Annotated in this window: 17 protein-coding genes; 4 read left to right on the top strand and 13 right to left on the bottom strand. The window is 34.6% G+C overall.

Annotated elements, in window-relative coordinates; all coding sequences use genetic code 11:
* The first annotated feature begins 62 nt into the window (after positions 1 to 62).
* Both WN975_RS21415 and WN975_RS21420 read left to right on the top strand, forming a co-directional pair.
* Positions 63 to 3,104, top strand: coding sequence for a SusC/RagA family TonB-linked outer membrane protein (locus WN975_RS21415; RefSeq protein ID WP_337968258.1), 3,042 nt, complete (start codon positions 63 to 65; stop codon positions 3,102 to 3,104).
* Between the two features lie 11 nt (positions 3,105 to 3,115).
* On the top strand, positions 3,116 to 4,675 hold the full coding sequence (locus WN975_RS21420; RefSeq protein WP_337968259.1) for a RagB/SusD family nutrient uptake outer membrane protein: 1,560 nt from the start codon (positions 3,116 to 3,118) through the stop codon (positions 4,673 to 4,675).
* Positions 4,676 to 4,753: 78 nt separating this feature from the next.
* Here the strand turns inward: WN975_RS21420 and WN975_RS21425 are convergent, their stop codons facing one another.
* The 13 genes from WN975_RS21425 to WN975_RS21485 all read right to left on the bottom strand — a co-directional run bounded on the left by WN975_RS21425 (position 4,754) and on the right by WN975_RS21485 (position 22,075).
* On the bottom strand, positions 4,754 to 5,500 hold the full coding sequence (locus tag WN975_RS21425; protein ID WP_337968260.1) for a hypothetical protein: 747 nt from the start codon (positions 5,498 to 5,500) through the stop codon (positions 4,754 to 4,756).
* A 24-nt stretch (positions 5,501 to 5,524) separates the two neighbouring features.
* On the bottom strand, positions 5,525 to 6,256 hold the full coding sequence (locus WN975_RS21430) for a hypothetical protein (protein WP_337968261.1): 732 nt from the start codon (positions 6,254 to 6,256) through the stop codon (positions 5,525 to 5,527).
* Between the two features lie 156 nt (positions 6,257 to 6,412).
* A complete protein-coding gene (locus tag WN975_RS21435) occupies positions 6,413 to 7,060 on the bottom strand; it encodes an HAD family hydrolase (RefSeq protein ID WP_337968262.1) in 648 nt (215 codons plus the stop codon).
* Positions 7,061 to 7,064: 4 nt separating this feature from the next.
* Positions 7,065 to 8,273 (bottom strand): NAD(P)/FAD-dependent oxidoreductase, encoded by a 1,209-nt coding sequence (locus WN975_RS21440; RefSeq protein WP_099710493.1) that lies wholly within the window; start codon positions 8,271 to 8,273, stop codon positions 7,065 to 7,067.
* A gap of 70 nt (positions 8,274 to 8,343) precedes the next feature.
* Positions 8,344 to 9,018 (bottom strand): glycerophosphodiester phosphodiesterase family protein, encoded by a 675-nt coding sequence (locus tag WN975_RS21445; RefSeq protein ID WP_337968263.1) that lies wholly within the window; start codon positions 9,016 to 9,018, stop codon positions 8,344 to 8,346.
* Between the two features lie 192 nt (positions 9,019 to 9,210).
* Positions 9,211 to 10,878 (bottom strand): alpha-amylase family glycosyl hydrolase, encoded by a 1,668-nt coding sequence (locus tag WN975_RS21450; RefSeq protein WP_337968264.1) that lies wholly within the window; start codon positions 10,876 to 10,878, stop codon positions 9,211 to 9,213.
* Between the two features lie 217 nt (positions 10,879 to 11,095).
* Positions 11,096 to 12,958, bottom strand: a complete 1,863-nt coding sequence (locus WN975_RS21455; RefSeq protein WP_337968265.1) for a glycoside hydrolase family 13 protein — start codon at positions 12,956 to 12,958, stop codon at positions 11,096 to 11,098.
* A gap of 107 nt (positions 12,959 to 13,065) precedes the next feature.
* A complete protein-coding gene (locus tag WN975_RS21460; protein ID WP_337968266.1) occupies positions 13,066 to 13,890 on the bottom strand; it encodes a hypothetical protein in 825 nt (274 codons plus the stop codon).
* Positions 13,891 to 14,015: 125 nt separating this feature from the next.
* Positions 14,016 to 16,130 (bottom strand): glycoside hydrolase family 97 protein, encoded by a 2,115-nt coding sequence (locus tag WN975_RS21465; protein WP_337968267.1) that lies wholly within the window; start codon positions 16,128 to 16,130, stop codon positions 14,016 to 14,018.
* Positions 16,131 to 16,157: 27 nt separating this feature from the next.
* Positions 16,158 to 18,461, bottom strand: coding sequence for a glycoside hydrolase family 65 protein (locus tag WN975_RS21470; protein WP_337968268.1), 2,304 nt, complete (start codon positions 18,459 to 18,461; stop codon positions 16,158 to 16,160).
* Positions 18,462 to 18,693: 232 nt separating this feature from the next.
* On the bottom strand, positions 18,694 to 19,350 hold the full coding sequence (gene pgmB, locus WN975_RS21475) for a beta-phosphoglucomutase (protein ID WP_337968269.1): 657 nt from the start codon (positions 19,348 to 19,350) through the stop codon (positions 18,694 to 18,696).
* A complete protein-coding gene (locus WN975_RS21480) occupies positions 19,343 to 20,863 on the bottom strand; it encodes an MFS transporter (RefSeq protein ID WP_337968270.1) in 1,521 nt (506 codons plus the stop codon). The genes pgmB and WN975_RS21480 overlap by 8 nt, the downstream gene beginning before the upstream one ends.
* 180 nt (positions 20,864 to 21,043) lie before the next feature.
* Positions 21,044 to 22,075 (bottom strand): LacI family DNA-binding transcriptional regulator, encoded by a 1,032-nt coding sequence (locus WN975_RS21485; RefSeq protein WP_099710501.1) that lies wholly within the window; start codon positions 22,073 to 22,075, stop codon positions 21,044 to 21,046.
* 236 nt (positions 22,076 to 22,311) lie between these two features.
* On the opposite strand from WN975_RS21485, the gene WN975_RS21490 reads away from it, so the two are divergent.
* Both WN975_RS21490 and WN975_RS21495 read left to right on the top strand, forming a co-directional pair.
* Positions 22,312 to 25,284, top strand: coding sequence for a SusC/RagA family TonB-linked outer membrane protein (locus WN975_RS21490; protein ID WP_337968271.1), 2,973 nt, complete (start codon positions 22,312 to 22,314; stop codon positions 25,282 to 25,284).
* A 10-nt stretch (positions 25,285 to 25,294) separates the two neighbouring features.
* Positions 25,295 to 26,815 (top strand): RagB/SusD family nutrient uptake outer membrane protein, encoded by a 1,521-nt coding sequence (locus WN975_RS21495; protein WP_337968272.1) that lies wholly within the window; start codon positions 25,295 to 25,297, stop codon positions 26,813 to 26,815.
* Positions 26,816 to 26,822 lie beyond the last annotated feature (7 nt).

The raw sequence follows: 26,822 nt of genomic DNA on the forward strand, positions 1-26,822 counted from the left end.
TGAATTTCTATTAAAAAAATAACTAAACAAAAACCAAAATTATTAACCAAAAAGATATTACGATGAAAAATAGTCTACAAAAAGGCTTAATGGTTATCATAACCATGCTATGTACCAGTTTGATGTATTCTCAAGATGTGTCAGGGCTGGTTTCAGATTCTAGTGGCCCGCTTCCCGGCGTTTCGATTATAGTAAAAGGAAGTAAAAATGAGGCTCAAACTGATTTTGACGGAAGATTTACAATTAAAAATGTTGGCAAAGGAGCAGTTTTAGTTTTTAGCTACATAGGTCTTAAAAATCAAGAAGTAAACGTTGACGGTAAAACCAAGATAAATGTAGTAATGGCGCAAGACCGCAGCGAATTAAACGAAGTTGTAGTCGTGGGATATGGAACTTCAAAAAAGAAAGATTTAACGGGAGCCGTAGATGTACTTTCGTCCAAAGATTTTGACGGAGTTTCGAATACTTCGCCAGCTTTATTGTTACGAGGTAAAGTAGCCGGAGTACAAATTACACAAAGCAGCGGAGAACCAGGTTCGGCAGTTACGATTCGTGTTCGTGGATCTTCTTCCGTTCGTTCTGGAAACGGACCTTTAATTGTGGTAGATGGCGTTCCGTTAAGCGGAGGCGATGTTTCTGCAGAAGGAGCTGATTTATTGGGAACATCTTCGGCAAAAAATCCTTTGAATTTTATAAATGAAGCCGATATCGAGTCTATTTCTGTTCTTAAAGATGCTTCGTCAACAGCAATTTATGGTGCGCGTGGAGCAAATGGAGTAATCGTTATTACGACTAAAAAAGGAAAATCAAATGTTCCGGAATTCAACTTTAGTACCTCAACACAATTTAGCAGAAAAGCAGGAAATTTTAATGTAATGAATGCTGATCAGTTTGTTGCGGCAAGCAAAGCTGCGGGCGTACCGTCGATTCCTGCAGATCCTGTTGCAGGAACTCCGGCAATTAATAATCAGGATTATGGAGGAAGAAATTACAATTGGGAAGATGCAGTTTTACAAAATGGATTAGCAGTAAACAATAGTCTATCTTTTAATTCGTCAAGCGAAAATTCGAACACAAGAGTATCTTTTTCTACGAGTAATAACAAAGGAATTGTAAAAAATACAGGATTAGACAAATACACAATTTCGTTTTTTAACTCCAATAATTTCTTTGATAAAGTATTAAAAGTAGATACAAAATTGCTTTACGCAGGTATAAATGATGAAACTACTTTGATAACAAATAATGCCAGTTATATTGGTAACGTTATTGGATCTGCATTATACTGGAATCCAACGCGACCAATTTATAACGCCGACGGACATTATAATGTGGTAAGCGAAACGTATCTAAATCCGGTACAATTGCTGAATTCTTATAAAGATTACACGAATACAAGTAAATTGTTAGGAAGCATAAATGCTGTTCTTAATTTGGGAAGTCATTTTAAATACAATTTCTTATTTGGAATAGAAACTTCAGCATCTACAAGAAAAAGCCAAATTTTGCCAACCATGCAAATACAAGGTGAAGCATTTTTTGGAACAGTTCCGGGATCAGATCCTGCCGTTACAAAATACGGAACAGCATCTATTCAGGGGCTTAATAACTTCAATAAAACATTCGAAAATAATATAAACTATACCAATAAATTCAGCGACAATTTTAACCTGAATGCTTTAGTTGGATATTCTTATTACTATTATCTGGCAAGTGGTTTTGTAACTTCGGGAAAAGGATATGACTTGGCGCAAACCAATTTGATCGATAATATCGAAGGCGGACTTCAGAATGAATTTAGAAGTAGTTCTTTTAAAAATGCTTCAGAATTGCAATCTTTTTATGCCAGAGCCGATGCTACTTTTTTCAAACAATATGTAATTACAGCAACAGTTCGTACAGATGGATCTACAAAATTAGGAGCGAATAACAAATACGGAACATTTCCGTCTATAGGTTTTGCCGATAACTTATTTCAGGATAAAGACGGAATGCTTAATAATTTAAAAATAAGAGCAAACTGGGGAATTACAGGAAATCAGGAATTTGCTCCAAACTCCGCAATCGGAAGAGCGAGTTACGGTAACAACGGAAATTTAAATATCGATACAAATGCAAATGATAATCTGAAATGGGAAACTACAGAATCATGGGGAATTGGAACAGATTTTACTTTGCTTAAATACAGATTAACAGGAACAATAGATTATTTCTACAGAGATACAAAGGATTTAATTTTTCCGGTTCCGCAAGCCTCAACACAACCGGGACCAAATACGCCACGTAACAAAAACTTACCAGGAAACTTAATCAATCAGGGACTTGAAGTTAGTTTAGATTATAAAATTATTGAAACCGAAAATATCTCTTGGGAAATTGGCGCAAATGCTTCCTTCCTTAAAAACGAAATGAAAAACTTTAGCGGAACTGTTGGAACAGGAGGTTTAAACGGACAAGGATTGGACGGCGCTTATACACAAGTAATCACGAATAATAAACCGCTTTATTCGTATTATTTATATGATTTTAAGGGATATGACGCCAGCGGAAATTCGATTTATACAAATGCTGCAGGACAGCCAGCCGGACTTGGAGACGCTTCTAAACAATTATTGAACAAACAGCCATTGCCAAAAATAAATTATGGTTTTTCATCAACATTTAAATACAAAGGATTTGATGCAGTAGTTTCATTCTACGGAGTTGCAGGAAATTATATTTATGATAATACACAAAATGCATACTTCTTTAAAGGAGCTTTTTTGGGAGGTCGAAATGTTACTGAAAAAGCAGCATATTCTGAACAAGCACAAGGAGATCCAAACTCGCCTTCGACTAAATTTTTGCAAAAAGGAGATTTCTTAAGAATGGGAGAATTAACGTTTGGATACACTTTTACAGGACCTTTAGTTGAAAGAATAAAATGTAAAAATGTACGTGTTTATGCAAACGGTTCAAACCTGTTATTGTTTACAAATTACACCGGATTTGATCCCGAAGTAGATATTAATAAACAAGTTAACGGAGTTCCTTCTGCAGGTATGGATTATCTGGCTTACCCAAGATCAAAAGGTATTGCTTTTGGACTTAACGTAACATTCTAATTTTAAAAACTATGAAAACTATCAATATTATAAAAAGTATTTTTTTCGTAAGTACACTGGTTTTAAGTGTTAGCTGTACGAATTTGAATGAAGAAATTTTAGACGGAATTCCTACCGGAGGAGAAAATGAGCCTGTAAACACAGCAGCTTTATTGCGAACTGCGTATCAGGGTTTAAGAAATTTTCAGGTTCAGGAACAAATGCATACGTTAAACGAAATGTCTACAGATGCATTAGTTGGGCCAACAAGAGGAGGAGATTGGGATGATAATGGTACGTGGAGACAATTTCATACACTAACCTGGACGCCTGATAATGTCGAGATCAGAAATGCATGGAATAGTTTATTGGCAAGTGTGTACGATTGTAATACGATTATCCAAAATTCTAAAGATCCGTCAGAGATTGTTCAGGCGCGTTTTTTAAGAGCGTTCTATTATTACAATGTTTTGGATTTGTACGGACAAGCGCCATATAGAGAACCGGGAACTCCATTGACAAGTGATCCTAAAGTTTGGACAAGAGCTGAAGCGACAGATTTTGTACGTACAGAATTAGAAGCTATTTTGCCAAATTTACCCGCACGTGTTGCTGGAGATGCAAGTATTGTAAATGAAGATGCAGGACATTTTTTATTGGCTAAAATTTACTTGAATCTTGCTGTTTTCAAAGCTGCAAATCCTGCCGGACCATATACTTTTGAAGCCGCAAATATGAATAAAGTTATTGCGCACGTTGAAGCCATAAAAAGTAGTTTAGCTGATTCGTATTGGGATAATTTTGTGCCGGACAATAACACTTCGCCAGAGATTTTATTCTCTTCAAAAAATGTTTTGGGAGATGGCGGAGCGCTTGGAGATTACTGGAGATACGGAATGCATTACAATCAAACACCAGATGGTTACAACGGTTTTTGTACTGTAGGCGAATATTATGACCGTTTTAATGCTGCCGATGATCGTCGTCAACATTCAACACCTGAAATTATTGCACATTTTGGAAACCCAATCGGATTTCAGTATGGACAAATGTATGCACCTGAAACTACAGATGAGGTTACCGGTGTAGTTACGCCAGGAGGAACAATTCCGTTAAAAGACAGAAACGGGAATCCATTATTCTTTACCAAAGAAGTAACGCTAATTCTTTCAGGACCAACGATTGAAACAGCCGGAATTAGAACTCAAAAATACCAACCGGATGTTAATAATCTAGACAATCCCGAAAACGACTTTATTTTAATGCGTTATGCAGATGCGTTATTGATGGAAGCCGAAGCAATTCTTAGAGGTGGCACTGCGTCAGGAAACGGTTCAGCTCAGGATATTATGGACAAAATTGCTGTTCGAACAGGAGTTCCTGCGCCAACGGCAACTTTAGAAAACTTGTTAGCAGAAAGAGGAAGAGAATTATGGTGGGAAGGCTGGAGAAGAAACGATTTGATTCGTTTTGGAAAATTTCTTGGACCAAGAGAATTGAAAAAGAATACTTCTCCGGAGAAATATTTATTGTATTGTCTTCCTTCAGATGCTTTGTTTAATTTGAATTTAAAACAGAATCCGGGATATTAAATGTAAATTTTCATGTTTAGCAAATTCGGTATGCAAAATCTTATTGGCAAAGGTTTTGTATATCGAATTTGTATTTTATCAATTTTCAACTTCAGTTTTCAGCTTTTGGAATTCTTCGTTTTTCAGGGTTAGAAATTCCATTGTAGAGAGAATATTACTGTGATTTAAAAGATTTAATGATTTTGGATCAGCATCACAGAAATCAAGAAATAACTCTTTTTCCTCGGGTTTTAATTTTAAATCTCTTGTAAAAAAAACATTAGGAACTGATTTTGCAACAAGTTTTTTAAAGCCATCATTTGGCGTTGTTACTTTAGATTCGTCTTTATCTTTTTTAAATAAATTCCTAATTCCGGTTATCATTCTGCCCATGTCCATACCACCTGCAATACTTCCGTCATTAACGCCGGTATATTTTTGTAAAGAAGCAGCATCTTTTTCAAGTTTTACTGCATCTAAATCTTTTTGAGAAATTTTAAAAGGAGTCATTTTTACATCCGTAATTATTACCTCATCCAATTCTTCGGGTTTTAGACTCAACCTTACTTCAAGATTGTCAGCCGCAATATTTTCTTTGGTAACCCTTAATCTTTTGAAGAAGTAATCTTTCGAAAAGAAAATCAAACTATCTTTTACATGTACTAAAATCGAAAATTCTCCAAGGGAATTTGTAGTTGTACTTGTTTTGGTAGTTTTATTAATAACCTCTACATTTTTTAGCGGATTATTTTGAAAAATAACCTTTCCGTGAAGTAATTTTTCAGTTTGAGAAATCGAAAACTGATACGTTAAAAAAGAAATTGCAGTAAGTAATTTTACTTTCATTTTGAGAAATTGGTTAGATTTTATTTAGTTTTTAAGCTCACTTTTTAGTTTCTGAAATTCTGTGTTTTTAGCGTATAGAAAATCCATTGTAGATAGAACATTTGCGTTATCTAAAAGTTTTTTAGATCTCGGATCAGCATCGCAAAAATCAAGAAACAATTCTTTTTCTTCAGGCTTTATTTTTAAATCGTTGATAAAAAAGGCAGGCGAGCAAGAAGCCAAAACCAGTTTTTTGAAGCGTTGGTCAACTTCGATTGTTTTCTTCGGTCTATCAAAAATAGCGTGACTGTAATTTATTGCTTTATTAATTTTTCCGTCATAAACATTAACCCTTGAAGTTACATCATCAAATTGCTTACGAATTTTAATTTTCCTTATTTCGTCTCTGTTATAAGCATTATCAATGATTTTAGGAGCTTTAATATTCGTCATTATAATAACGTCATCTAATTCTTCAGGCTTTGGAGCCATATTGACAATTAGAGCATTGTTTTCTATATCTTTAGCTGAAAGCTTTAATCTTTTAAATAAATAGTTTTTAGAGAAAAATATAAGGCTATCCTGAGGTTTAACCAGAATCGAAAACTCTCCCCAATCATTTGTTCTGGTACTAGTTTGAGCAGTTTTATTGATTACTTCCACATCTTTGAGTAAGATTGTTTCCGAATGAACTTTTCCTTTTAGGAGTTTTTCAGTTTGAGAAATCGAAAGTTGATACGTGAAAAAAGAAATTGTGGTAAGTAATTTTACTTTCATACAGGATTAATTAGTTGAAAGTAAAATTATTAGAATTGTCTTAACTAAAACTTAGCAAATATGTAAATTCTTGTTAATAGATTTTTGCGTAGATGAGGTTTTAGATTAAGTTTTCAGTTAATCAGATTATGATTGAAAACTGCGACTGAATACTCTTTACAATATCTCAAGTAAATCTGAAGGATTATTTAATACCAATTTTGCGCCGGTTGCGATTAGTTCGTCTTTTGTTCTGTAACCCCAGGAAACTCCAACCGGAAACATTTTAGCATTTGTTGCAGTTAAGATGTCGATATCTGAATCGCCTACAAAAAGAATTTCATCTGTTTTTAAGTTCCAGCTTTTGCTTATTTCGATCGCTTCAAACGGATTTGGTTTTTTAAGTGATTCCGTACTTAAACCAATTGCAGCATCAAAATAATCAGGGAATATTTCGGCTACGATTTTTTTGGTAAGTTCATCTGCTTTATTCGAAAAAACAGCTAATTTGAAATCTTGCGATGCCAAATGATCTAATAATTCAATAATACCATTATAAGGTTTTGTTTTTAGCGTGCAAATCTCGCGATATTCCGTAATCATGTTTTGAAAACTGATTTCGATCTCACGTTCTGTATTATTTGATGCCGGCAAAGCTTTACTTACCAAATTTCGTAAACCGCTTCCAATAAAATATTGATAATCATCATACGAATGCGTTGGAAAATTTAGTCTTTGTAGTATTGTATTCATTGCATCAGAAATGTCTTCCAATGAATTTACCAACGTTCCGTCCAGATCAAAAATAACACCTTTAAATTTCATTATATTATATATTATTTGCCAAAATAAAACCGCTTGTCCATGCATTCTGAAAGTTAAAACCTCCCGTAATAGCATCTATATTTACAATTTCTCCAGCAAAATAAAGATTTTGATGCAGTTTGCTTTCCATAGTTTTAAAGTTGATTTCTTTTAAATCGATTCCGCCAGCAGTTACAAACTCTTCTTTGAAAGTGCTTTTTCCGTTTACCTGAAATTTTGCTTTTGTCAATTGAGAAGCTAGATTCTGTAATTGGTTTTTAGATAAATCTGCCCATTTCGTTTCTGCTTCAATTTCAGAAGCTAAAACCAGACTTTCCCATAAACGATTTGGGAAATCAAAAGGAGATTTTTTCGAAACTGCTTTTTTAGCATGTTCCTGTTTTAAGTCTTTCAGAATTTTTTCGGCATCTTCTGTATCAACATCATTTAACCAATTTACGAAAATGGTAAACTGATAATTTTTATCGAATAAAATACGAGCGCCCCAAGCCGAAAGTTTTAGAATTGCAGGACCGCTCATTCCCCAATGTGTGATTAATAAAGGTCCGGTTGATTCTAGTTTTGTATCTTTTACGTTTACGGTAACTTGTGCCGCAACGCCGGGCAATTCTTTTATTCTTGGATCTTTTATGTTGAATGTAAATAGGGAAGGAACCGGACTTACGATTGCGTGTCCTTGCGTTTGCAGCATTTCCCAAATTTTAGGATTACTTCCTGTTGCCAAAACTAATTTTTCTGTAGCATAGTTTTCATCCTGCGTATCGATTTTCCAATGATTTTCGGCTTTAAAAATCGATTGAACACTTTGTCCAGTCAAAACTTTAATACCTAATTTTCCCGTTGCTTCCAGGAAACAATCTATAATAGTTTGAGAGGAATTCGAAACCGGAAACATTCTTCCGTCGTCTTCGATTTTTAATTCAACACCATGTTTTTCGAACCATTCAATTGTATCGCCGGAACAAAATTGATGAAAAGGACCACGAAGTTCTTTCTCGCCACGCGGATAAAATTTAACCAATTCATTTGGCTCAAAACAAGCGTGTGTTACATTGCATCTTCCGCCACCGGAAACGCGGACTTTAGAAAGCACTTCTTTTCCTCTTTCTAAAATGGCAATTTTCAGTTTCGGATTTTTCTCTGCAATATTAATCGCTGTAAAAAAACCTGCAGCGCCTCCGCCAACAATAATTATGTCGAAATTTTTAATCATATTTTTATTTACGACGTCAAAATATCTTTGTCAAAGTTTAAAACTTTGACAAAGATTCGGACAGTCGATTTTATAGTTTATCCGGAAAATCAGAGATAATTCCGTCTACGTTGTAGCTTTTTATTTTTTGAATGTCTTCTGCTGTATTTACTGTCCACGGCAAAACCTGAAATCCTTTTTCTTGTATTTTTTTGGTGTTTTCCAAAGTCAACAATTGATAATCAGGATTGATGGCGCTTGCTTTTATTCCTTCGGCGAAAGCCAAAGCTTTATCCAGATCTTCCTCTGTCAAAACTCCAATGGCAATTTTTGGATTTAGATTGTGAACTTCCTCTAAAAAAATCCATTCAAAACTTGAAATAATAAAATTTTCATAATTCCAGTTTTTATCCGAAATATATTCTTCAATCAAGGCCACAACTTTACTTGCTGTTCCGACACCTTTTAACTCGACATTGATTAGACATTTTTTGTCTATCAAATCAAAAACTTCAATTAAAGTTGGAATTTCGAGTTTGCCGTCAATCAAAAACGATTTCAATTCGGACAAAGATAATGTATTTACAAAGCCTTTCCCGTTCGTAGTTCTGTCGATGGTTTCGTCGTGAATAACCACGATATGTCCGTCAGCGCTTAAGTGAACATCGAGTTCGATTCCGTCAGCATTTAATTCTAATGCTTTTTGGAAAGCTTTTAAAGTATTCTCGGGTTCGTATCCGGCACCGCGATGTCCTATTTTTAGCATAATTTGAAGGATTTAACCGCAAAGGTCGCAAAAAATAGATTTGCTATGTGTAGTTTTACCGCAAAGTGCGCAAAGTTTTTTGTGTAAGTGATTTTATAAAACACAAAGTTCGCAAAGCTTTGTGTTGATTTAGCTTTGCGAACTTTGCGTTTATTAAGATATTACCAGATAAAATCCTTGCGAGCTTTGCGGTTAAATTTTTTCCAATAAAACAACATCAAAATCACTATCAATAGTAACTTTTCCATCTATAACTTCAGCTTCCTGATTAGAATAAGTATCTCTTAATTTTGTTCCGTTTTGGAAGATAGAATTAACGGGAAGTTCTTTTTTGCCTTTCGGTAAATCTAGACCAATAACGACTTTATCTTCGAAAGTTTCTTTGCTAAATCTTCTCGAAAAAACATAAGGTTCGCTACTAATCTGAGTATGAATTCCGGCACCAACTGCTGGATGATTTCGTCTAAATTGCCCTAATTTCTGCCAATGCAAAAGTGTTTTTTGTACTTCAGAATTATTCTGAATATCATCCCAATTCATGTTTGAACGTAATGTCGCATCGCCTTGTGTGCCTTCAATAACCAAAGATCTGCTAGATTCATCACCATAATAAACCTGAGACATTCCAGGTGAAAGCAATAATTTAGTTCCGGCTTCGATACCTTTTACTCTGTTTGCATCAAAAGGTTGTCCATCATCGTGTGACGACATATAATTTAAAACCGAATATCCTTTTAAGTCATTGTTTAAAGCATTTGAATATTTCGAAAATAAACCTTCATAATTATTCTGAGCAGCATTCCATTTAAATTCAAAATTGATCATGCTATTAAAACCATTCTGAAAGTAATTTACTTTTCGATCTCCAAAATCATAATCTTGTCCGCCGCTGATTCCGTAACCGTAAACTTCGGCAATTGTATAAAATGGGTTTTGATCTAAAACTTCTTTTGGATGGTTTTTCTTCCAGGTTTCGAAAGCGTAATCACATTCTTTTTTAAAGTCAGACCAAACGTTTTCATCTGTATGTTTTACAGTATCTCCGCGATAACCATCAACGCCAAATTCGGTAATATAATCGGTTAGCCATTTTATGATGTAATATTTAGGCGTTCTTGGATAATTTGTTCTTTTGAAAAACTCATCCAATGAAGCAATTTCTTTCTCATATCGACCTTCTTTTTTCCATTTTTCGATTAAAAAAGGAGGTAATTCTACTTCTTGCGTACTCTCAGTTCTCACATCCGGAAGATTCTCTACCAAAGTACACATCGTAGTATTTTCGAATGATTTATAGTCGCAAACAACACCAGTTCGAACCCAGTCTGAAGGCCAAACAGGATCTTCGGGAGTTACAGGTCCGGTATGATTGATTACGCCGTCGAGAACAATTCGGATGCCTTTTTCGTGTGCTTTTTTTACCAGATTCGCAAGATCTTCTTTAGTTCCAAAATTTGGATCTAAAGCAGTCCAGTCTCTTGCCCAATAACCATGAAAACCATAACTAAGACCAGTTCCTTCGTCAACTCCATCATGAATTTGCTCTACAATTGGCGTAAGCCAAATCGCATTGATTCCTAGTTTTTCGAAATAACCGGATTCAATTTTCTTGGTAATTCCAATGATATCTCCACCTTCAAAACCACGGAGTTTTCCCGGAGTTTTGGTTCGGTTGAAGTTTAAATCGTTAGAAGGATTTCCGTTATAAAAACGATCGGTAAGTAAAAAGTAAACATTTGCTCCTTCCCATACGAAAGGCGTTTTCGAAGTATTTTCGTGATTCATTGTAACTGATTTAGAGCCAGAACAACTCGTGATTAAGAATACTAAAGATAAAAAAAGGAAAGTGTATTTTTTCATTTATTCTAAATTTAACAAGCATTTATAATTTGACTAATAAAAAAATTCCGCCACGAATTCACGAATTTATTTCTTCAATAAGATGGTAAATAATAATTCGTGAATTCGTGGCGGAAAAACTTTGTGTAGACGCACTGCTGTGCGCCTCTACAATACATACTGTCGCAAACAATATTGCGAACTTTGCGCTTGTCCTTGCGAACTTTGCGGTTAAGCTTTATTCCAATTCTAAAACCACTGCTGATTTTGGTTCTAAAGTAATTTCAGAAGCTAAATCGAATGTTTTTCCTGTGATAACATCTTTTCCGGATTTAAAGTTTTTGATGTTTTCTTTAAAGCGATTTGTTTTGATAGTTTGTTCTTTTGCATTGTTATTAAAAACGACCATTACGGTTTTTGCATCGGTATATCTAAAATAAACATAAGTGTTGTTTTCCGGAATATAATGTGTCATTTTCCCGAAGTGAACGGCTTCATTCGATTTTCTCCAAGTGAATAATTTAGAAGTAAAATCAAAGAATTTGGCTTGTTCAGCATTTCTTCCTGCTGCGGTAAATGCGTTGTTTTTGTCGCCATTCCATCCGCCTGGAAAATCCTGACGAATATCTGCATCGCCTTTGCCTTTATCGCCGCCCATTCCAATTTCTGAACCATAATACAATTGCGGAATTCCACGAATCGTTGCTAATAAAGTCATGGCAAGTTTGTATTTTGGAAAATCATATTTAAAGTTATGATTCATACGATCTGTGTCATGATTTTCGGCAAAAACCAAAATACTATTTGGGTTTGGATATAAATAATCCATTGCAAAATTGTTGTAGAATTTAATCAATCCGTTATCCCAGCTTGGTTCATTTTCATTGAAAGCAGAATTGATTTGATCTTGCAAAGTAAAATCCATTACAGTTGGTAAATTCGAATTGTAATTTTCGATCGCACCAATTTTACTGTCTTTTTGCCAAAAAGCTAAACTCGCCTGATTGTGCATCCAGATTTCACCTACAATATTAAAATTAGGATATTCGTTTGTAATCGATTTTGCCCAATTTGCCATTGCAGTTTTATCAGAATAATTATAAGTGTCTACTCTGAATCCGTCAAGGTTAGCAAATTCAATCCACCAAATAGCATTTTGCGTTAAGTATTTTGCAACTAGAGGATTTCTTAAATTCAAGTCCGGCATTGAAGGAACGAACCAACCGTCAACACAAACTTCCTGATCTATTTTGGATGCATGAGTATCTGGAATTACTTCACGTCTGTGGTGCGTTTGTGTGAAATTTTCGAATTGATTGAACCATGTTTTAGTCGGGATATCACTCATCATCCAGTGTGTAATTCCCCAGTGATTGGTAACATAATCCATGACCAATTTCATGTCTTTTTTGTGCATTTCTGCCGAAAGACGTGCATAATCGTCATTGGTTCCGTAACGCGGATCTATTTTGTAAACATCAGATTGTCCGTAAGTGTGATACGAATGTTGTTTGTCGTTGTCTTCGCATAAAGGCGTGCTCCAGATTGTGGTTGCGCCAAGTGACGAAATATAATCAAGGTTTTTGATAATTCCTTCGATATCGCCGCCGTGACGACCGCTTGGATCCTGACGATTTCCTTTTTCTGTTAAAGAAGCATTGCTATCGTTTTTAGGATTTCCGTTAGCAAAACGATCCGGCATGATTAAGTAAATCATATCCGATGCATCGTAACTTTTTCTATCTGCCGAATTTGCTCTTCTTTCTTTAAGGGAATATTTCTGTGTAAAGGCAACTTTGTTTTTGGTTTTGAAAGAGAAAACCAATTCAGAAGCTTTTAGGTTTTGCGTATCAATTGTAACGAAAAGGTAGTTTGGATTTTCGGTTTTTTCTACATTTTTAATCACCACATTATTAGAAACAGAAGCTTCATATTGTGCGATATTTTTTCCGTAGAACATAATTTGTAGTTCCGGATTTTTCATTCCGGCGTACCAAAATGGCGGTTCTACTTTCTGGATTTGCGCTTTCGCGGAAGCAGAAAAAAGCAAAACCATTAAAATTAATTTATAGATATAGTGGTTTATTTTTAGGTTGTTCATAATAGTTTTAAGGTTTATTATAAATATCTGAAAGGTTGATTTCGCTAATATTTATAGTGTTCTTTAATTTTTTTGAGATTAACCTCGAAAAAACTCTTAAGAATGTTTTAGTCACAGGGAATTCCAAATAGATCTAAACCATTCACCCAGAATTTTTTTATAGGTTTATCTTTTTTTACGATATAGATTGTTCTTCCGGGGAAATTACATTTGCTTTTATCAGGATATTTTCCCCACATAAAATCATCGTTATACGCAAAATAAGCATCTCCAACATTGGCAAATATTTTTGTTTTAATGCCGTCTTTATAATCATAGTTTTTGCTTTCCTTTTCTTCAAATGCCCTTACTTTTTTCTCAATATCAAAATAGTTGTTCTGATAGTTTATTTTTAATAACTGTTTTGAGCAAATAACAGGTTTCCCGTTTTTAGCGGTGTCAAAATTTTCAATTGGAAAAGCAATAATATTGGTTCGGCATTCATCAAGTCCGCAAACTACGTTGTTGATCGTTACTTTCGAAAATCCCTTTGTACCATAAACGTAATAACTCTTATCGGCAATCTTTTTAATCTCACGTTCTAATGTTTTACTTTTAATAAGTTTGAAACTTCCTAACGTATCGTAATATTCAAAGTTTCGGACTTTAGTAGTGTCTTGTTCTAAAACATTGTATAAAGAATCTTTGGCATTTACCTGATTGAAAATTTTATCAAATTCAGCTCCTTTATAAGTTTCTTCCTCATTAAGATTCACCACAATTGCGGTTGTTGTTTTTGATAAATTATAAACACAAAAAAGCGTTTTATCGATATCAATTTTATCTAAAGAGTCTGACTTTTTATTTTCGGTACTTGGTTTAAGGATTTTTTCGTTTTTCTGATTGCAGGAAAGAAGTAGAAGGCTTAAAAATAAACTTATAACGTTTTTCATTTTATATTGATTTGATTAATGCAATTTAAATTTCCGTTATCGTTTTGGAAACCTTGCAATCCAAATATAGCAATCTTAAAAAAAAGACAAGTAATTTTGGGGAAAATCACTTGTCTTTGAAAAAATTATTTAGTTTCGATAATGCTTATTGCATAACCTCCGCCAGGAGCAGATAACTGCGATAATTTTGATTTATTTGTTACTGCAATTTTCTTGATAGTATAAGCTTGCGGATTTGTTTTGTAATGCGCATCTTTTGCATCAGCATAAATTGTAGCGGTATATTTTTTACCTTTTTCAAGGAAACTGAAATCGATGTTTGATGTACGAGGAGTTTCTCCGTTTACGTTTCCTACGAACCAATTGTTTGTTCCTTTTGCTTTACGGGCAACCGTGATATAATCTCCTGGTTCAGCCTCGATATATTTACTTTCTGACCAATCTACAGCGACATCTTTAATGAATTGGAATGCATCTGGAAAACGGTTGTAATTCTCCGGAGTATCAGCTGCCATTTGCAACGGGCTATACATTGTAACGTATAATGCTAATTGATTACAAATTGTACTGTTTACATGAGATTTGTTATCAGGATTCATTTTGCTGATATCCATTTCGAAGATTCCAGGGGTGTAATCCATTGGTCCGCCAATTAAACGTGTAAATGGTAAAACGGTAACGTGATTTGGTTTAGAACCCCCAAAAGCTTGGTATTCTGTTCCTCTTGCAGCTTCGTTTCCAATTAAGTTAGGATACGTTCTGCAAATTCCAGTTGGACGAACTGCTTCGTGAGCATTCACCATAATTTTATAATCAGCTGCTTTTTCAATTGCATATTGATAATGGTTTACAATCCATTGATCGTAGTGGTTTTCACCACGAGGCAAAATATCGCCAACATATCCGCTTTTTACAGCGTCATATCCGTTGTCTTTCATGAATTGGTACGCTTTGTCCATATGACGCTCGTAGTTACGAACTGAACCTGAAGTTTCATGGTGCATGATGATTTTTACACCTTTAGATTTTGCGTATTCGTGCAAACCTTTTACATCAAAATCAGGATAAGGTGTTACGAAATCAAAAACATAATCTTTTGAATGTCCAAACCAGTCTTCCCAACCTTCGTTCCAACCTTCGACTAAAACGGCGTCGAAACCATTTGCAGCAGCAAAATCAATGTATTTTTTTACGTTAGCATTGTTTGCTCCGTGCGTTCCGCTTGGTTTTGCTTTTGAAAAATCAGAAACTCCCAATTGTACCGTTGGGAAATCGTTTGTGTATGACCAAGTGCTTTTTCCTGTAATCATTTCCCACCAAACCCCAACGTATTTTACTGGTTTAATCCAAGAAGTATCGTCAATTTTTGATGGATCATTTAAGTTTAAAGTCATTTTTGAAGCTAAGATTTCTGTAGCATTATCGCTTACCATAATCGTTCTCCAAGGCGAGTGACTTGGCGCTTGCATATATCCTTTATCTCCTTTTGCATCTGGCGTTAACCAAGATTCGAAAATCATGTTTTTGTCATCAAGATTCAAGTGCATACAAGAATAGTTGATCAAAGCTGCTTCGTGCAAGTTGATGTAGATTCCGTCAGCAGTTTTTAACATCAAAGAAGTCTGAACTCCTGTTGGTGAAAAGTTCTTTTGAGAAACATTTGCTGTATATGCTTTTTGAGATAATCCTCTAATTTCAGATAATTTAGATTTTGTATAATCGTATTCCTGAGTATCATAATCTCCCGGAATCCAGAAAGCTGTGTGATCTCCAGCCATTGCAAACTGAGTTCTTTCTTCTTTGATTACGAAATAAGTAAGATTCTTTTGAGCCGGAAATTCATATCTAAATCCAAGTCCGTCATCAAATAAACGGAAACGAATTATGATTTGTCTGTCAGTTCCTTTTTGATTTAAAGTAACCGCCAATTCATTATAGTGATTTCTAATATTGTCTACTTCACCCCAAACCGGTTTCCAGTTTTCGTCAAAAGTCGATGTTTTTGTGTCTACAACTGTAAAATCATTCAATAAAGATTTTTTGTCATCTTTAAGTTCAAGACCTAATTTACTGGTTTTTACAACTTCTTTATTTTTGTATTTTAAATTGTAAGTTGGAGTTCCGTCATTTTGAAGCGAAAATTCCATTACGAACTTTCCTTCGGGAGATTTTAATTGTTGCGCTTTTGCAATCGAGCTAAAAGCAAACAAGATTAAACTTGCGAAAAATAAGTTTTTCATGTTTTTTAGTTTTAAGGGTATTGTAATTTAATTTATTTGTACAAATTTACTTGCAATTACAGGATTTCCGTTAACGACAATTGTTAAATCCTGTTCGCCATCTACTGTAAAAGTGGTTTCGTTGTGATTTACAGCAACTTTCAGAATTTGATTTCTAAAGTTGATTTTAAACGAATAACCTTTCCATTCTTTTGGAATTTTTGGAGCAAAATGAAGCTGATCATTTTTCACACGCATTCCGCCAAAACCTTCTACAATACTCATCCAAGTTCCGGCCATTGAAGTTATGTGACAACCTTCTTCGACTTCTTTATTATAATCGTCAAGATCAAGACGAGAAGTTCTTAAATAGAAAGTATATGCCATATCCATTTTGTCCAGATGTGCAGCCTGAATCGAGTGCACGCAAGGCGAAAGTGAACTTTCATGAACCGTAAATGATTCATAAAATTCGAAATTTCGTTTTAATTCTTCTTTAGAAAAATGATCTTCGAAGAAATAAAAACATTGCAAAACATCGGCTTGTTTGATGTAAGGCGAACGTAAAACTCGATCCCAAGACCATTTCTGGTTGATTGGTCTTTGCGATTTATCTAAGTCTTTTACAGGAACTAAATCTTTGTCTAAGAAACCGTCTTGTTGTAAATAAATACCTAATTCCTTAGAAGTAGGGAAGTACATATCGTCAGCCACTTTTTTCCATTCCTGAATTTCATTAGCCGAAAGGGTTACTTTTTCTAATACACGTTTGTGATCTGCAGGATATTCTGTTGCAACTTTATTAATTTGTTCTGTTGCATAATCAATACACCATTTTGCAATATAATTGGTGTAGAAATTATTGTTGATGTTGTTTTCGTATTCGTTTGGACCTGTAACTCCAAGAATCACATATTGATTTTTCTCTTTAGAGAAAGAAGCTCTTTGGTGCCAGAAACGTGCAATTCCAATTAAAACTTCCAGACCTTTTTCAGGAATATAAGAGTAATCTCCGGTGAAACGATAATAGTTATAAATCGCAAATGCAATCGCACCATTTCTGTGAATTTCTTCATGTGTGATTTCCCATTCGTTATGGCATTCTTCTCCATTCATGGTAACCATTGGATACAAAGCCGCGCCATTTTTGAAGCCTAAATTGTCTTTGGCATTTTCGATCGCTTTATCCAATTGATTGAAACGATACGTCAATAAGTTTCTCGCAACTTGCTGATCTTTTGTCGCCATATAAAACGGAATGCAATATGCCTCAGTATCCCAATAAGTTGATCCGCCGTATTTTTCTCCTGTAAAACCTTTTGGTCCAATATTCAAACGAGAATCTTTTCCTAAATAAGTTTGGTTCAATTGAAAAATGTTGAAACGAATTCCTTGTTGTGCTTTTACATCGCCATCGATTGTAATATCTGACATTTCCCAGATTTTACTCCAAGCCTCAATTTGATTTTGAAGTAAAGTATCGTATCCTAAATTAACGGCAGCTTTTATTGCTTTTTCGGCTGCAGCCAAAGTGTTTTCGTGGTTTAAAGAAACAGTATAACCACCAATTTTCTGAATTGATGAGGTTTGTCCTTTTGCGATAATCGTTCCGTAAGTAAACTGAACTTTATCTGTTGTTGAATCGATTGTTGAAGGTGAAATATTTACGTTTTCTCCATTTGCAAAAATCGTATTGTGCATGAAAGTCGTAACTTTAAAATGCGTTTTGAAAGTTTGCGCGGTTACAAAAGCGTCACTATTTGATTTTTTTACTTCTAATGGTTCCCAGAATTTTTCTTCCCAGTTTGCATCTTCGTTCGTTACACCAGCGTCAATATAAGGTTTGTAAACGATCTTGGCGTCTTTGTTTAAAGGCGTAATTTCGTATTTGATAATTCCTGCTTCATCCAGATCCAAAGAAAGAAAACGACGAACGTTTACCGCAATTTCGGTTCCGTTTTTCAACGTAGCTTCAAAAGAACGATTGTACCAACCTTCTTTCATATTCAATTCTCTGCGAAAGTTTTTAACTTCGGTACAAGTATTTAAATCTAAGTTTTCTTCGTTGATTTCTACGTCAATTCCAATCCAGTTTGGAGCGTTTAATACTTTCGCAAAATATTTTGGATATCCATTTTTCCACCAACCCACTTTGGTTTTATCCGGATAATAAATTCCTGCGATGTAACTTCCCTGAAAAGTTTCACCAGAATAGGTTTCTTCAAAATTGGCGCGTTGTCCCATCGCACCGTTTCCGATACTAAAAAGACTTTCGGACGATTTTACTCGTTCGGCATCAAATCCTTCTTCAATGATGGACCAGTTGTCCGGTTTTATATAATCTTGATTCATTTGTTCAATTAGATAATGTGGCAATTTGATAATGTGTCAATTTGAAAATGTGCCAATTTGATAATTAAATAATTATTTGTTTTGGGTTATTTCTAATTTTATTTTATCCTTAATTGCTCGTTGTTTTACTATTTTACTTTTTTAATTAGATGATTTATATTTTTAAATTATCCGTTTGATTTGTGACAATTAGTCAATTAAATAATTCCAGTTTAGGAAATTATCTCATTTTCTAATTGATAAGTTTCTCGATAAAACTTGAGTCGATTTCGGTAAAATCTTTAAAAATATAATCAGCTTCATGCAAAATTGTTTCCTCACCAATTCCCACACTTACCATTTCTGCAATATTTGCTGCCTGAATTCCGGCAACAGAGTCTTCAAATACGATTGAATTTTTTGGATCAATTTTTAATAATTGAGCCGCTTTTAAGAAAACTTCCGGATCTGGTTTGGCATTGGTAACGTCGTTTCCGTCAACAATAACATCGAAATACGAAAGGATTCCTGTTTTTTCAAGGATTGGTCGGGCATTTTTACTCGCTGAACCTAACGCAATTCCTTGGTTTTTTTCTTTTAATAGTTGTAGAATTTTAAGTACTCCTGGAAGAATCTCGCTTTCGTCCATGTCAACTAAATAAGATAAGTAATCTTCATTTTTTTGAATCAACCATTTGTCTTTGTCTTCTTGTGAAGCCTGAACATTTCCTAATTCAAGAATTATATCTAACGAACGCACGCGACTTACTCCTTTTAGTAATTCGTTGTTTTCGAGTGTAAAATTTATATTTAATGCTTTTGCAATTTTCTGCCAAGCTAAAAAGTGGTATTTAGCGGTGTCAACGATCACTCCATCAAGATCGAAGATGAATGCTTTTTTATTATTCATGAATTTCAATTTTAGTTCTGCTATTTACTCTAAGGGTAAGTAATCCGGCAAATATCATAGATACTCCTCCGATAATTAAGGCGTATATTGGTTCGTTATGAAAGAATTGTTTAATTACAAAACCTAATATAGTGGCGGCAACAATTTGTGGTATTACGACAAAAAAGTTAAAAACGCCCATATAATAACCCATTTTTGCTGCCGGTAAAGCGCCGGATAACATGGCATAAGGCATTGATAAAATACTTGCCCATGCAATACCAACTCCCAACATTGGAAGTATTAGCATTTGTTTATCACCAATAAAATAAATCGAAATTAAACCAACACCTCCAGCGCATAATGCGATTAAATGTGTTACTCTAACGCCTACTTTTTTTGCAATAATTGGTAATAAAAAGGCAACTGCAGCGGCGATTCCGTTATAAACTGTGAATAGTACAGAAACCCAATCTGCGGCATCATTGTATACTTTTGATGTTGTATCTGTTGTGCCAAAAATGTGTTGTGTAACGGCTTGCGTGGTATAAATCCACATAGAAAATAAGGCAAACCAAGAGAAAAACTGAACCCAAGCCAGTTTTTTCATTGTGGTTGGCATATTCAATAAATCAGTCATAATGATTGTAAAACCATTATTGATTTGAGAACTTCTTAATTGTGAGGCAATCATGAATAAAACTCCCATGAAAATTAAACCTACAAACAAAATATAAAGTTCTACGGCAAGACTATTTTCGAAAATCAAAAAGGAAACTAATGCGCCAATAACGGTCAATAATATCCCGATAGACAATTGTCTTTTGATGTTACTTTTAGATTCTGTTTCCGGATTTAGGATAAGATCTTCCTTGTCTTTTTTGCTTTGCGCTTCAAAAGCATGAAGTTCTTCGGGTGTATATTCTGTTGTTTTAAAAACGGTCCATAAAACGGAAAGTAAAAAAACGATTCCGCCAATATAGAAAGACCATTTTACTGAATCTGGAATAATTCCTTCGGGAGCTGTATTGCTTACGCCAAAAACATTTGTAAATAAATAAGGCAAAACAGAACCTACAACGGCGCCGGTTCCTATAAAGAAACTTTGCATTGCGAAGCCTAAAGGGCGTTGTTTTTCGGGTAAATTATCGCCAACAAAGGCACGAAAAGGTTCCATTGAAACGTTTATCGACGCATCCATTATCCATAAAGTTCCTGCTGCAATCCATAAAGTTGGAGAGTTGGGCATAATGAATAATGCGATTGAAGATAAAATTGCTCCAATTAAAAAATAGGGGCGACGTCTGCCTAAACGAGTCCAGGTTCTATCGCTAAAGTAACCAATTACGGGTTGAATTATTAATCCTGAAACGGGAGCTGCAATCCATAAAATCGGGATTTCGTCAATTTTAGCGCCTAGTGTTTCAAAAATTCTTGAAGTATTTGCGTTTTGCAGTGCAAAACCAAACTGTATTCCTAAGAAACCAAAACTCATGTTCCAAATTTCCCAGAAACTTAATTTACGCTTTTCCATTATCGTAATTAAATAATTAATTAGACGATAAGCGCTTTGCTTATCAAAACTTACTTATGGTTTCGAAGTAAAAGTAAAAGCTTTGAGCAGGCGTAAAAGTATTAATTATTTTTTTATTTATGCTAACAAAAAAGTCATAAATGTTATTTATGACTTTAGAATATGTTGATTTTAAGAATTTTAGTCAGTAGATTCTCGTTGTATTAGATGTGTTTCGATAACTTCGGTAGTATAATTTTCGTTTTCTTCATCGTCATCGTCATGTTCGGCTTCGAGTCTTTCGATCAGCATTTTAGCCGCTTTATTTCCCATTTTTTCTCCACTTTGACTTACTGTTGTAATACTTGGCGTTGAGTATTTTGAGATAATTCCGTCCGTAAAAGCAATTACTGCTAAATCTTCGGGAACTTTTAATCCCATTTTTGATGCAGTTTTGATAATTGTTACGGCAAAAAGCTCGTTTACAGCAAAAACAGCATCAAAAGCTCTGTCGTGTAAAAGCTGACTAATTGTGATTTCGCAGGTATCGACGTCTTCAATTTTTATAATTAAATCTTCATTGAATGGTAATCCATTGTCGAGAAGCGCTTTTTCGTAACCATCGGTTCTCAATTTTCCAACGCTTACATAATCTACGGTTGTTACTAAAGCGATCTTTTTTCGGCCATTATCAATCAAGCTTTGAACGGCTTCGTAAGCAGCAGCTTTATCATCAATAATTACTTTATCGCATAAAATATCATTGGTAACGCGGTCGAACATTACAACGGGCATTCCCTGATTAATAACCTCTGTAATATGATGAAAATCGCCTTTATATTGGGTTTCTTTAGAGAGTGACATGATAAAACCATCGATACTTCCGTTGGCTAACATTTCCATATTCAGGACTTCTTTATCGAATGAATCATCAGATAAACAAATCACAACGCTATAACCATTTTCGTTAGCAACTTGCTCGATTCCGTTGATTACAGTAGAGAAAAAATAATGTACAATTTCCGGAATGATAATACCAATACTTTTGGTTTTCCGATTTTTTAAACTAAGGGCGATATTGTTGGGCTTATAGTTGTAAAACTTTGCAAAAGCCTGGACTTTCAGACGTGTTTCTTCTCCTATTTCCAGACTGTTTCGTAGTGATTTTGAGACTGTTGAAATAGACACATCAAGTTCTTTTGCAATCTGTTTCAGGGTTATTTTGCGTTTCATAATGGTTATTTGAAAAAAATCTAATTGTTAATAAAGGTATCTTATATTTTTATAATTGACAATTTTTGACTTAAAAGATTACAAAAAATAGAAAGTTTTCAACACTACCACGTTTTCGTAAACCAATAAAAATTGCCAAATGTTGGTCGTGTTAATAAATTCCTAATTTTGAAATTCGAAGTAAAATTAAAAACTTAACTAACAATCAAAAACTCAAACTAATTTAAACAAAAAGTATGAAAACAATTTACAAAAAGTTGTTATTTTTATTCCTATTGTTGCCGTTTAGTGTACTAGCTCAAAGTACCTTAAGCGGAACTGTTGTCGAAAAGTCAGGACAACCAATTCCGGGAGTAAATATAAGTGTACAAGGTGCGCCAGGTGGTGCTTCTACAGATTTCGATGGTAAGTTTCAGTTATCTAATGTTAAAAAAGGAGACAAAGTTGTTGTTTCTTTTATTGGATACAAAACGTACTCTCTTGTCTATGATGGACAGAAATCTATAAACGTAGTCTTGCAGGAAGATTCAAATGAACTTAAAGAAGTTGTGGTTCAGGTAGGTTACGGTTCTACAAAAAAGAAGGACGTAACTGGTGCGGTATCAAAAGTTACTGCTGAGAACTTGAATCAAGGAACTTTGGTAGATCCAATTCAGGGACTACAAGGTAAGGCTGCGGGTGTTTCGATCACAAAACAAGGGGGTGACCCAAACAAAGGTTTTGATGTTCGTATTCGTGGTGCTGCAGGTTTTGCTGCGGGAGGTGCTCCTTTATACGTAGTTGATGGAATTCGTGGTGTTGACCCTACAACGATTTCTCCAGACGATATTGTTTCTTATGACATTCTTAAAGATGCGGCTTCGACTGCAATTTATGGTGCTGATGGAGCAAATGGTGTTGTATTTATTACAACTAAAAAAGGAAAATCAGGAAAAACTACAATCGAATTTAACTCTTCTATCGCAACAGATAAGGTTGCAAAAGAGCAAGATTTTATATCTGCAACTAAATATAGAGAATATATAGCAGCGCATCCAAATATCGATTTTACAGATAATGGAGGTAATGTAGATTGGCAGGATCAAATTTTTAGAACTGGTTTTACTAAAGTAAATAGTTTAGCTGTTTCTGGAGGAAGTGATACTGGAAATTATAGAGGATCTATCTCGAACAGTGATTTTGAAGGAGTAATTAGAAACTCTGGAAAAAAGAGAACTGTTGGTAGATTAAACCTTACTCAAAAAGCATTTGAAAATAAAATGACAATTGACATGGGAATTTCTGCTACTATCGAGCATAATGACTATGTGAATTATGGAACTGACGGAAAAGATCAGGTAATTTACCAGGCTTTTCAAAGGCTACCAACCGATCCTGTTTACAGAGCTGATGGAGCTTTATTTGAAGCGCCGGGAACAAATAACTACTACAACCCGATGCAATCTGTTAACAATATTGAAAACTATAGAGATGCTAAATTTCTTTCAGGAAACTTAGGTATATCTTATGAACTTGCAAAAGGATTAACTGGTAAAGTTTCTACAAGTTATTTGAGAAATGATAGCGAAAGTACTTATTTCGAACCTACTTATAACTATGTTTTTACAGGTACAACAGAAACTCCAATTTATTTAGGATACGGAAAAAGGTCTTACGCAAACTGGGAGCAAGGTTTAGTTGAGGCTACTTTAACATACAAAACTACATTTGCTGAATCTCATAATGTTACTTTATTAGGAGGTTACTCTTATAGAACAACAAAAAGTGATGGTTTTGCTATGGAAGCTAATAACTCTACTTCTAATACTTTGGGATCAAACAATTTCCAAAATTTTGAAACTATCGTTTTAGGGAACTTAACTTCTTATAAAAACGAACGTAAAGATATTGGTATGTTCGCAAGAGCGACTTATGATTTTAAATCTAAATACTATGTAACCGGAATGGTTCGTAGAGACGGTTCGTCAATTTTTGGAGATAATAATCAATGGGGTTATTTCCCATCTGTGCAAGTTGCATGGAATATAGCAAATGAGAATTTTATTAAAGACAATGTAAGTGCATTGAATTTATTAAAATTCAGAGGAAGCTGGGGTGTTTCTGGAAACAGTAATTTACCGGTTGATGCAAAAGATTTAGCAGTTAGACCAGAAATTCAATTAGGAGAAGTAGTTTATGGTTATAGCCATAATGCTAATCCGGATTTAAAATGGGATAAAAATACTGAGACTAACTTTGGAGTTGACTTTGGTTTGTTCAATAATAGAGTAACTGGATCTGTTGAGCTTTACAGCAAAAAAATTACAGATATGTTAATCCAGAATACAAACGTGCCTGATCAAACGAATCTTTCTAAAAACATTTTCATTAATGGTGGAGAAATGAAAAACAGAGGTCTTGAGGCAACTTTAAATGTTAAAGTAATTGAAAACAATAACTTCAGCTGGAATACTACTGTAGTATATACACAAAACAGACAAGATGTTGTTGCTTTAGGAAACGCACGTTACAACTATTCTTTCATTAACACAGGATATATTTCAGGACCTGGTTTAGTTGGAGTTCCAACTCAAAGAATGCAGGCTGGATATAAATTAGGTACTTTTTATGGATATGAATATGCAGGAGTATCTAATGGTAAATGGTTAATTAAAGGAAACGATAATCAAATTCATTATTTAGAAGATGTTGCAAACTCTGATGATCAGAAAAAAGTAATTGGTAATGCTTTGCCAGATTTTGAAATGGGATGGAGTAACTACTTTAAATACAAAAACTGGGATTTAAGTATGACATTCAGAGCTGTTGTTGGTAATGATGTTTACAATGCAACAAACCAGGTTTTTGGTAACCCTGACCAAGTTGGAACAAGAAGTGTAAACAATGAAGCTTTAATATTGAATGATGCTGGAATAAAAGGAGCTTATAGCGCATTGTCTTATTATATTGAAGATGCAAGTTTCGTAAAATTAGACAACATTAACTTAGGATATACTTTCGTAAATCCAACGTTTGCTAAAGCAATTTCAAAACTTCGTTTTTATGCTTCTATGAACAATGTATTTACATTGACAAATTATGGTGGTGCTGATCCTGAGGTTAATTTTTCTGGAGGAAAAGACAATAAAGAAATCTTTTTTGGAATAGATAACTACAATAACTATCCAAAAACTAGAACCTTGACATTTGGTTTGAATCTTTCATTTTAATACAAAAATCATGAAACTAAAAAATAAAATAACAGTATTAGGTTTAAGCTTTTTAGCTTTTACTTCTTGTACTGATCTGGATACAACAAATAGCGAGTATTTGAGAGGAGATCAATATCCTGAAACAACAGAACAAGCTATTAATCTTGCGACTCCTGTTTTTGCTAAAACACAAGGAATGCTTGATGGTGGCGGATGGTGGTTTACTCAGGAATTAAGTTCTGATGAGGCAGTTTGTCCTACAAGAGGAGCTGACTGGGATGATGGTGGTAAATGGAGAGCTTTATCAAAACATACTTGGGGACCTCAAACTGAAGCAGTAACTCAATTATGGGGAATGATTTATTCAGCAGTGCCACAAGCTAATTATGCTGTTGAAACTTTAACACCGGCTTCTGCGACAAATCCAAAAGTAGCTAAAGTATTAGCTCAGGTAAAAGTGTCAAGAGCTTACTACTATTATTTGGCTATTGACAATTTTGGAGACGTTCCGTTTCCAACCACTTTTACAGGTGCAGATGAGTTTCCTAAAAAGACATCCAGAGCAGAAGTTTTTGCAGCTATTGTTAAGGATATTGAGGATAATGTAGCATTATTACCAAAACAAGGAGATGAAGGTGTTGTAAGAAGTGATATCACTCAAGGTATGGGATATACGCTTTTGGCTAAATTATATTTGAATGCAAAAGTTTATACAGGTACAGCAATGTGGGAAAAAGCAATTGCAGCTTGTGATAAAGTTTTAGCATTAGGTTATTCATTAGAAGCTAATCCTTTGGCACCTTTTGTAACTCAAAATGAGAATTGTAAAGAGAATATCTACACAATTGCTTACGATCAGGATAAAGTAAAAGGATTCAATCTTCACATGCGTACTTTGATCGATTTGTCACAACAGACTTTCAATATGAGTACAGCTCCATGGAACGGATTTGCAACTCTTGAAGCACATTACAATTCATTCCCGGCTGGTGACAAAAGATTAGCAGGAATTCTTGTTGGTCAACAAAAAACAAAAGCAGGAGATAATATTCAGGATCCTAAATCTGGGAATGCAAACCTGGTTTTTACAGCTAATATTCCAAATCTGCAAATGGCTTTAGGTACTAATACGCAAGAGCAAATTAGAATGGCAGGAGCAAGACCAGTAAAATGGGAAATTGCTGCAGGAGCAAAAGAAAACTTGAGTAATGATTTTCCTCTTTTCAGATTGGCAGATGTTAAGTTAATGAAAGCAGAAGCATTAGTTTGGTTAAACGGTGCGGGAGCTGGAGATGCTTTAGTAAATGAAATTAAAGGAAGAGCTGGAATTGCACAAACAGGCGGATATACATTAAACGATATTTTAGCTGAAAGAGGTAGAGAAATGATGTGGGAAGGACACCGTCGTCAGGATTTGATCCGTAACGGTAAATTTGAAAACACTTGGTGGGAGAAATCAGATACTGATCCTAACCATAGATTGTTTCCAATTCCTACATATGCAATTAATGCAAACCAAAATTTATTGCCACAAAACCCAGGATATTAATAATATA

Origin of the sequence: uncultured Flavobacterium sp. (assembly GCF_951805225.1) — a bacterium.
Taxonomy (GTDB): domain Bacteria; phylum Bacteroidota; class Bacteroidia; order Flavobacteriales; family Flavobacteriaceae; genus Flavobacterium.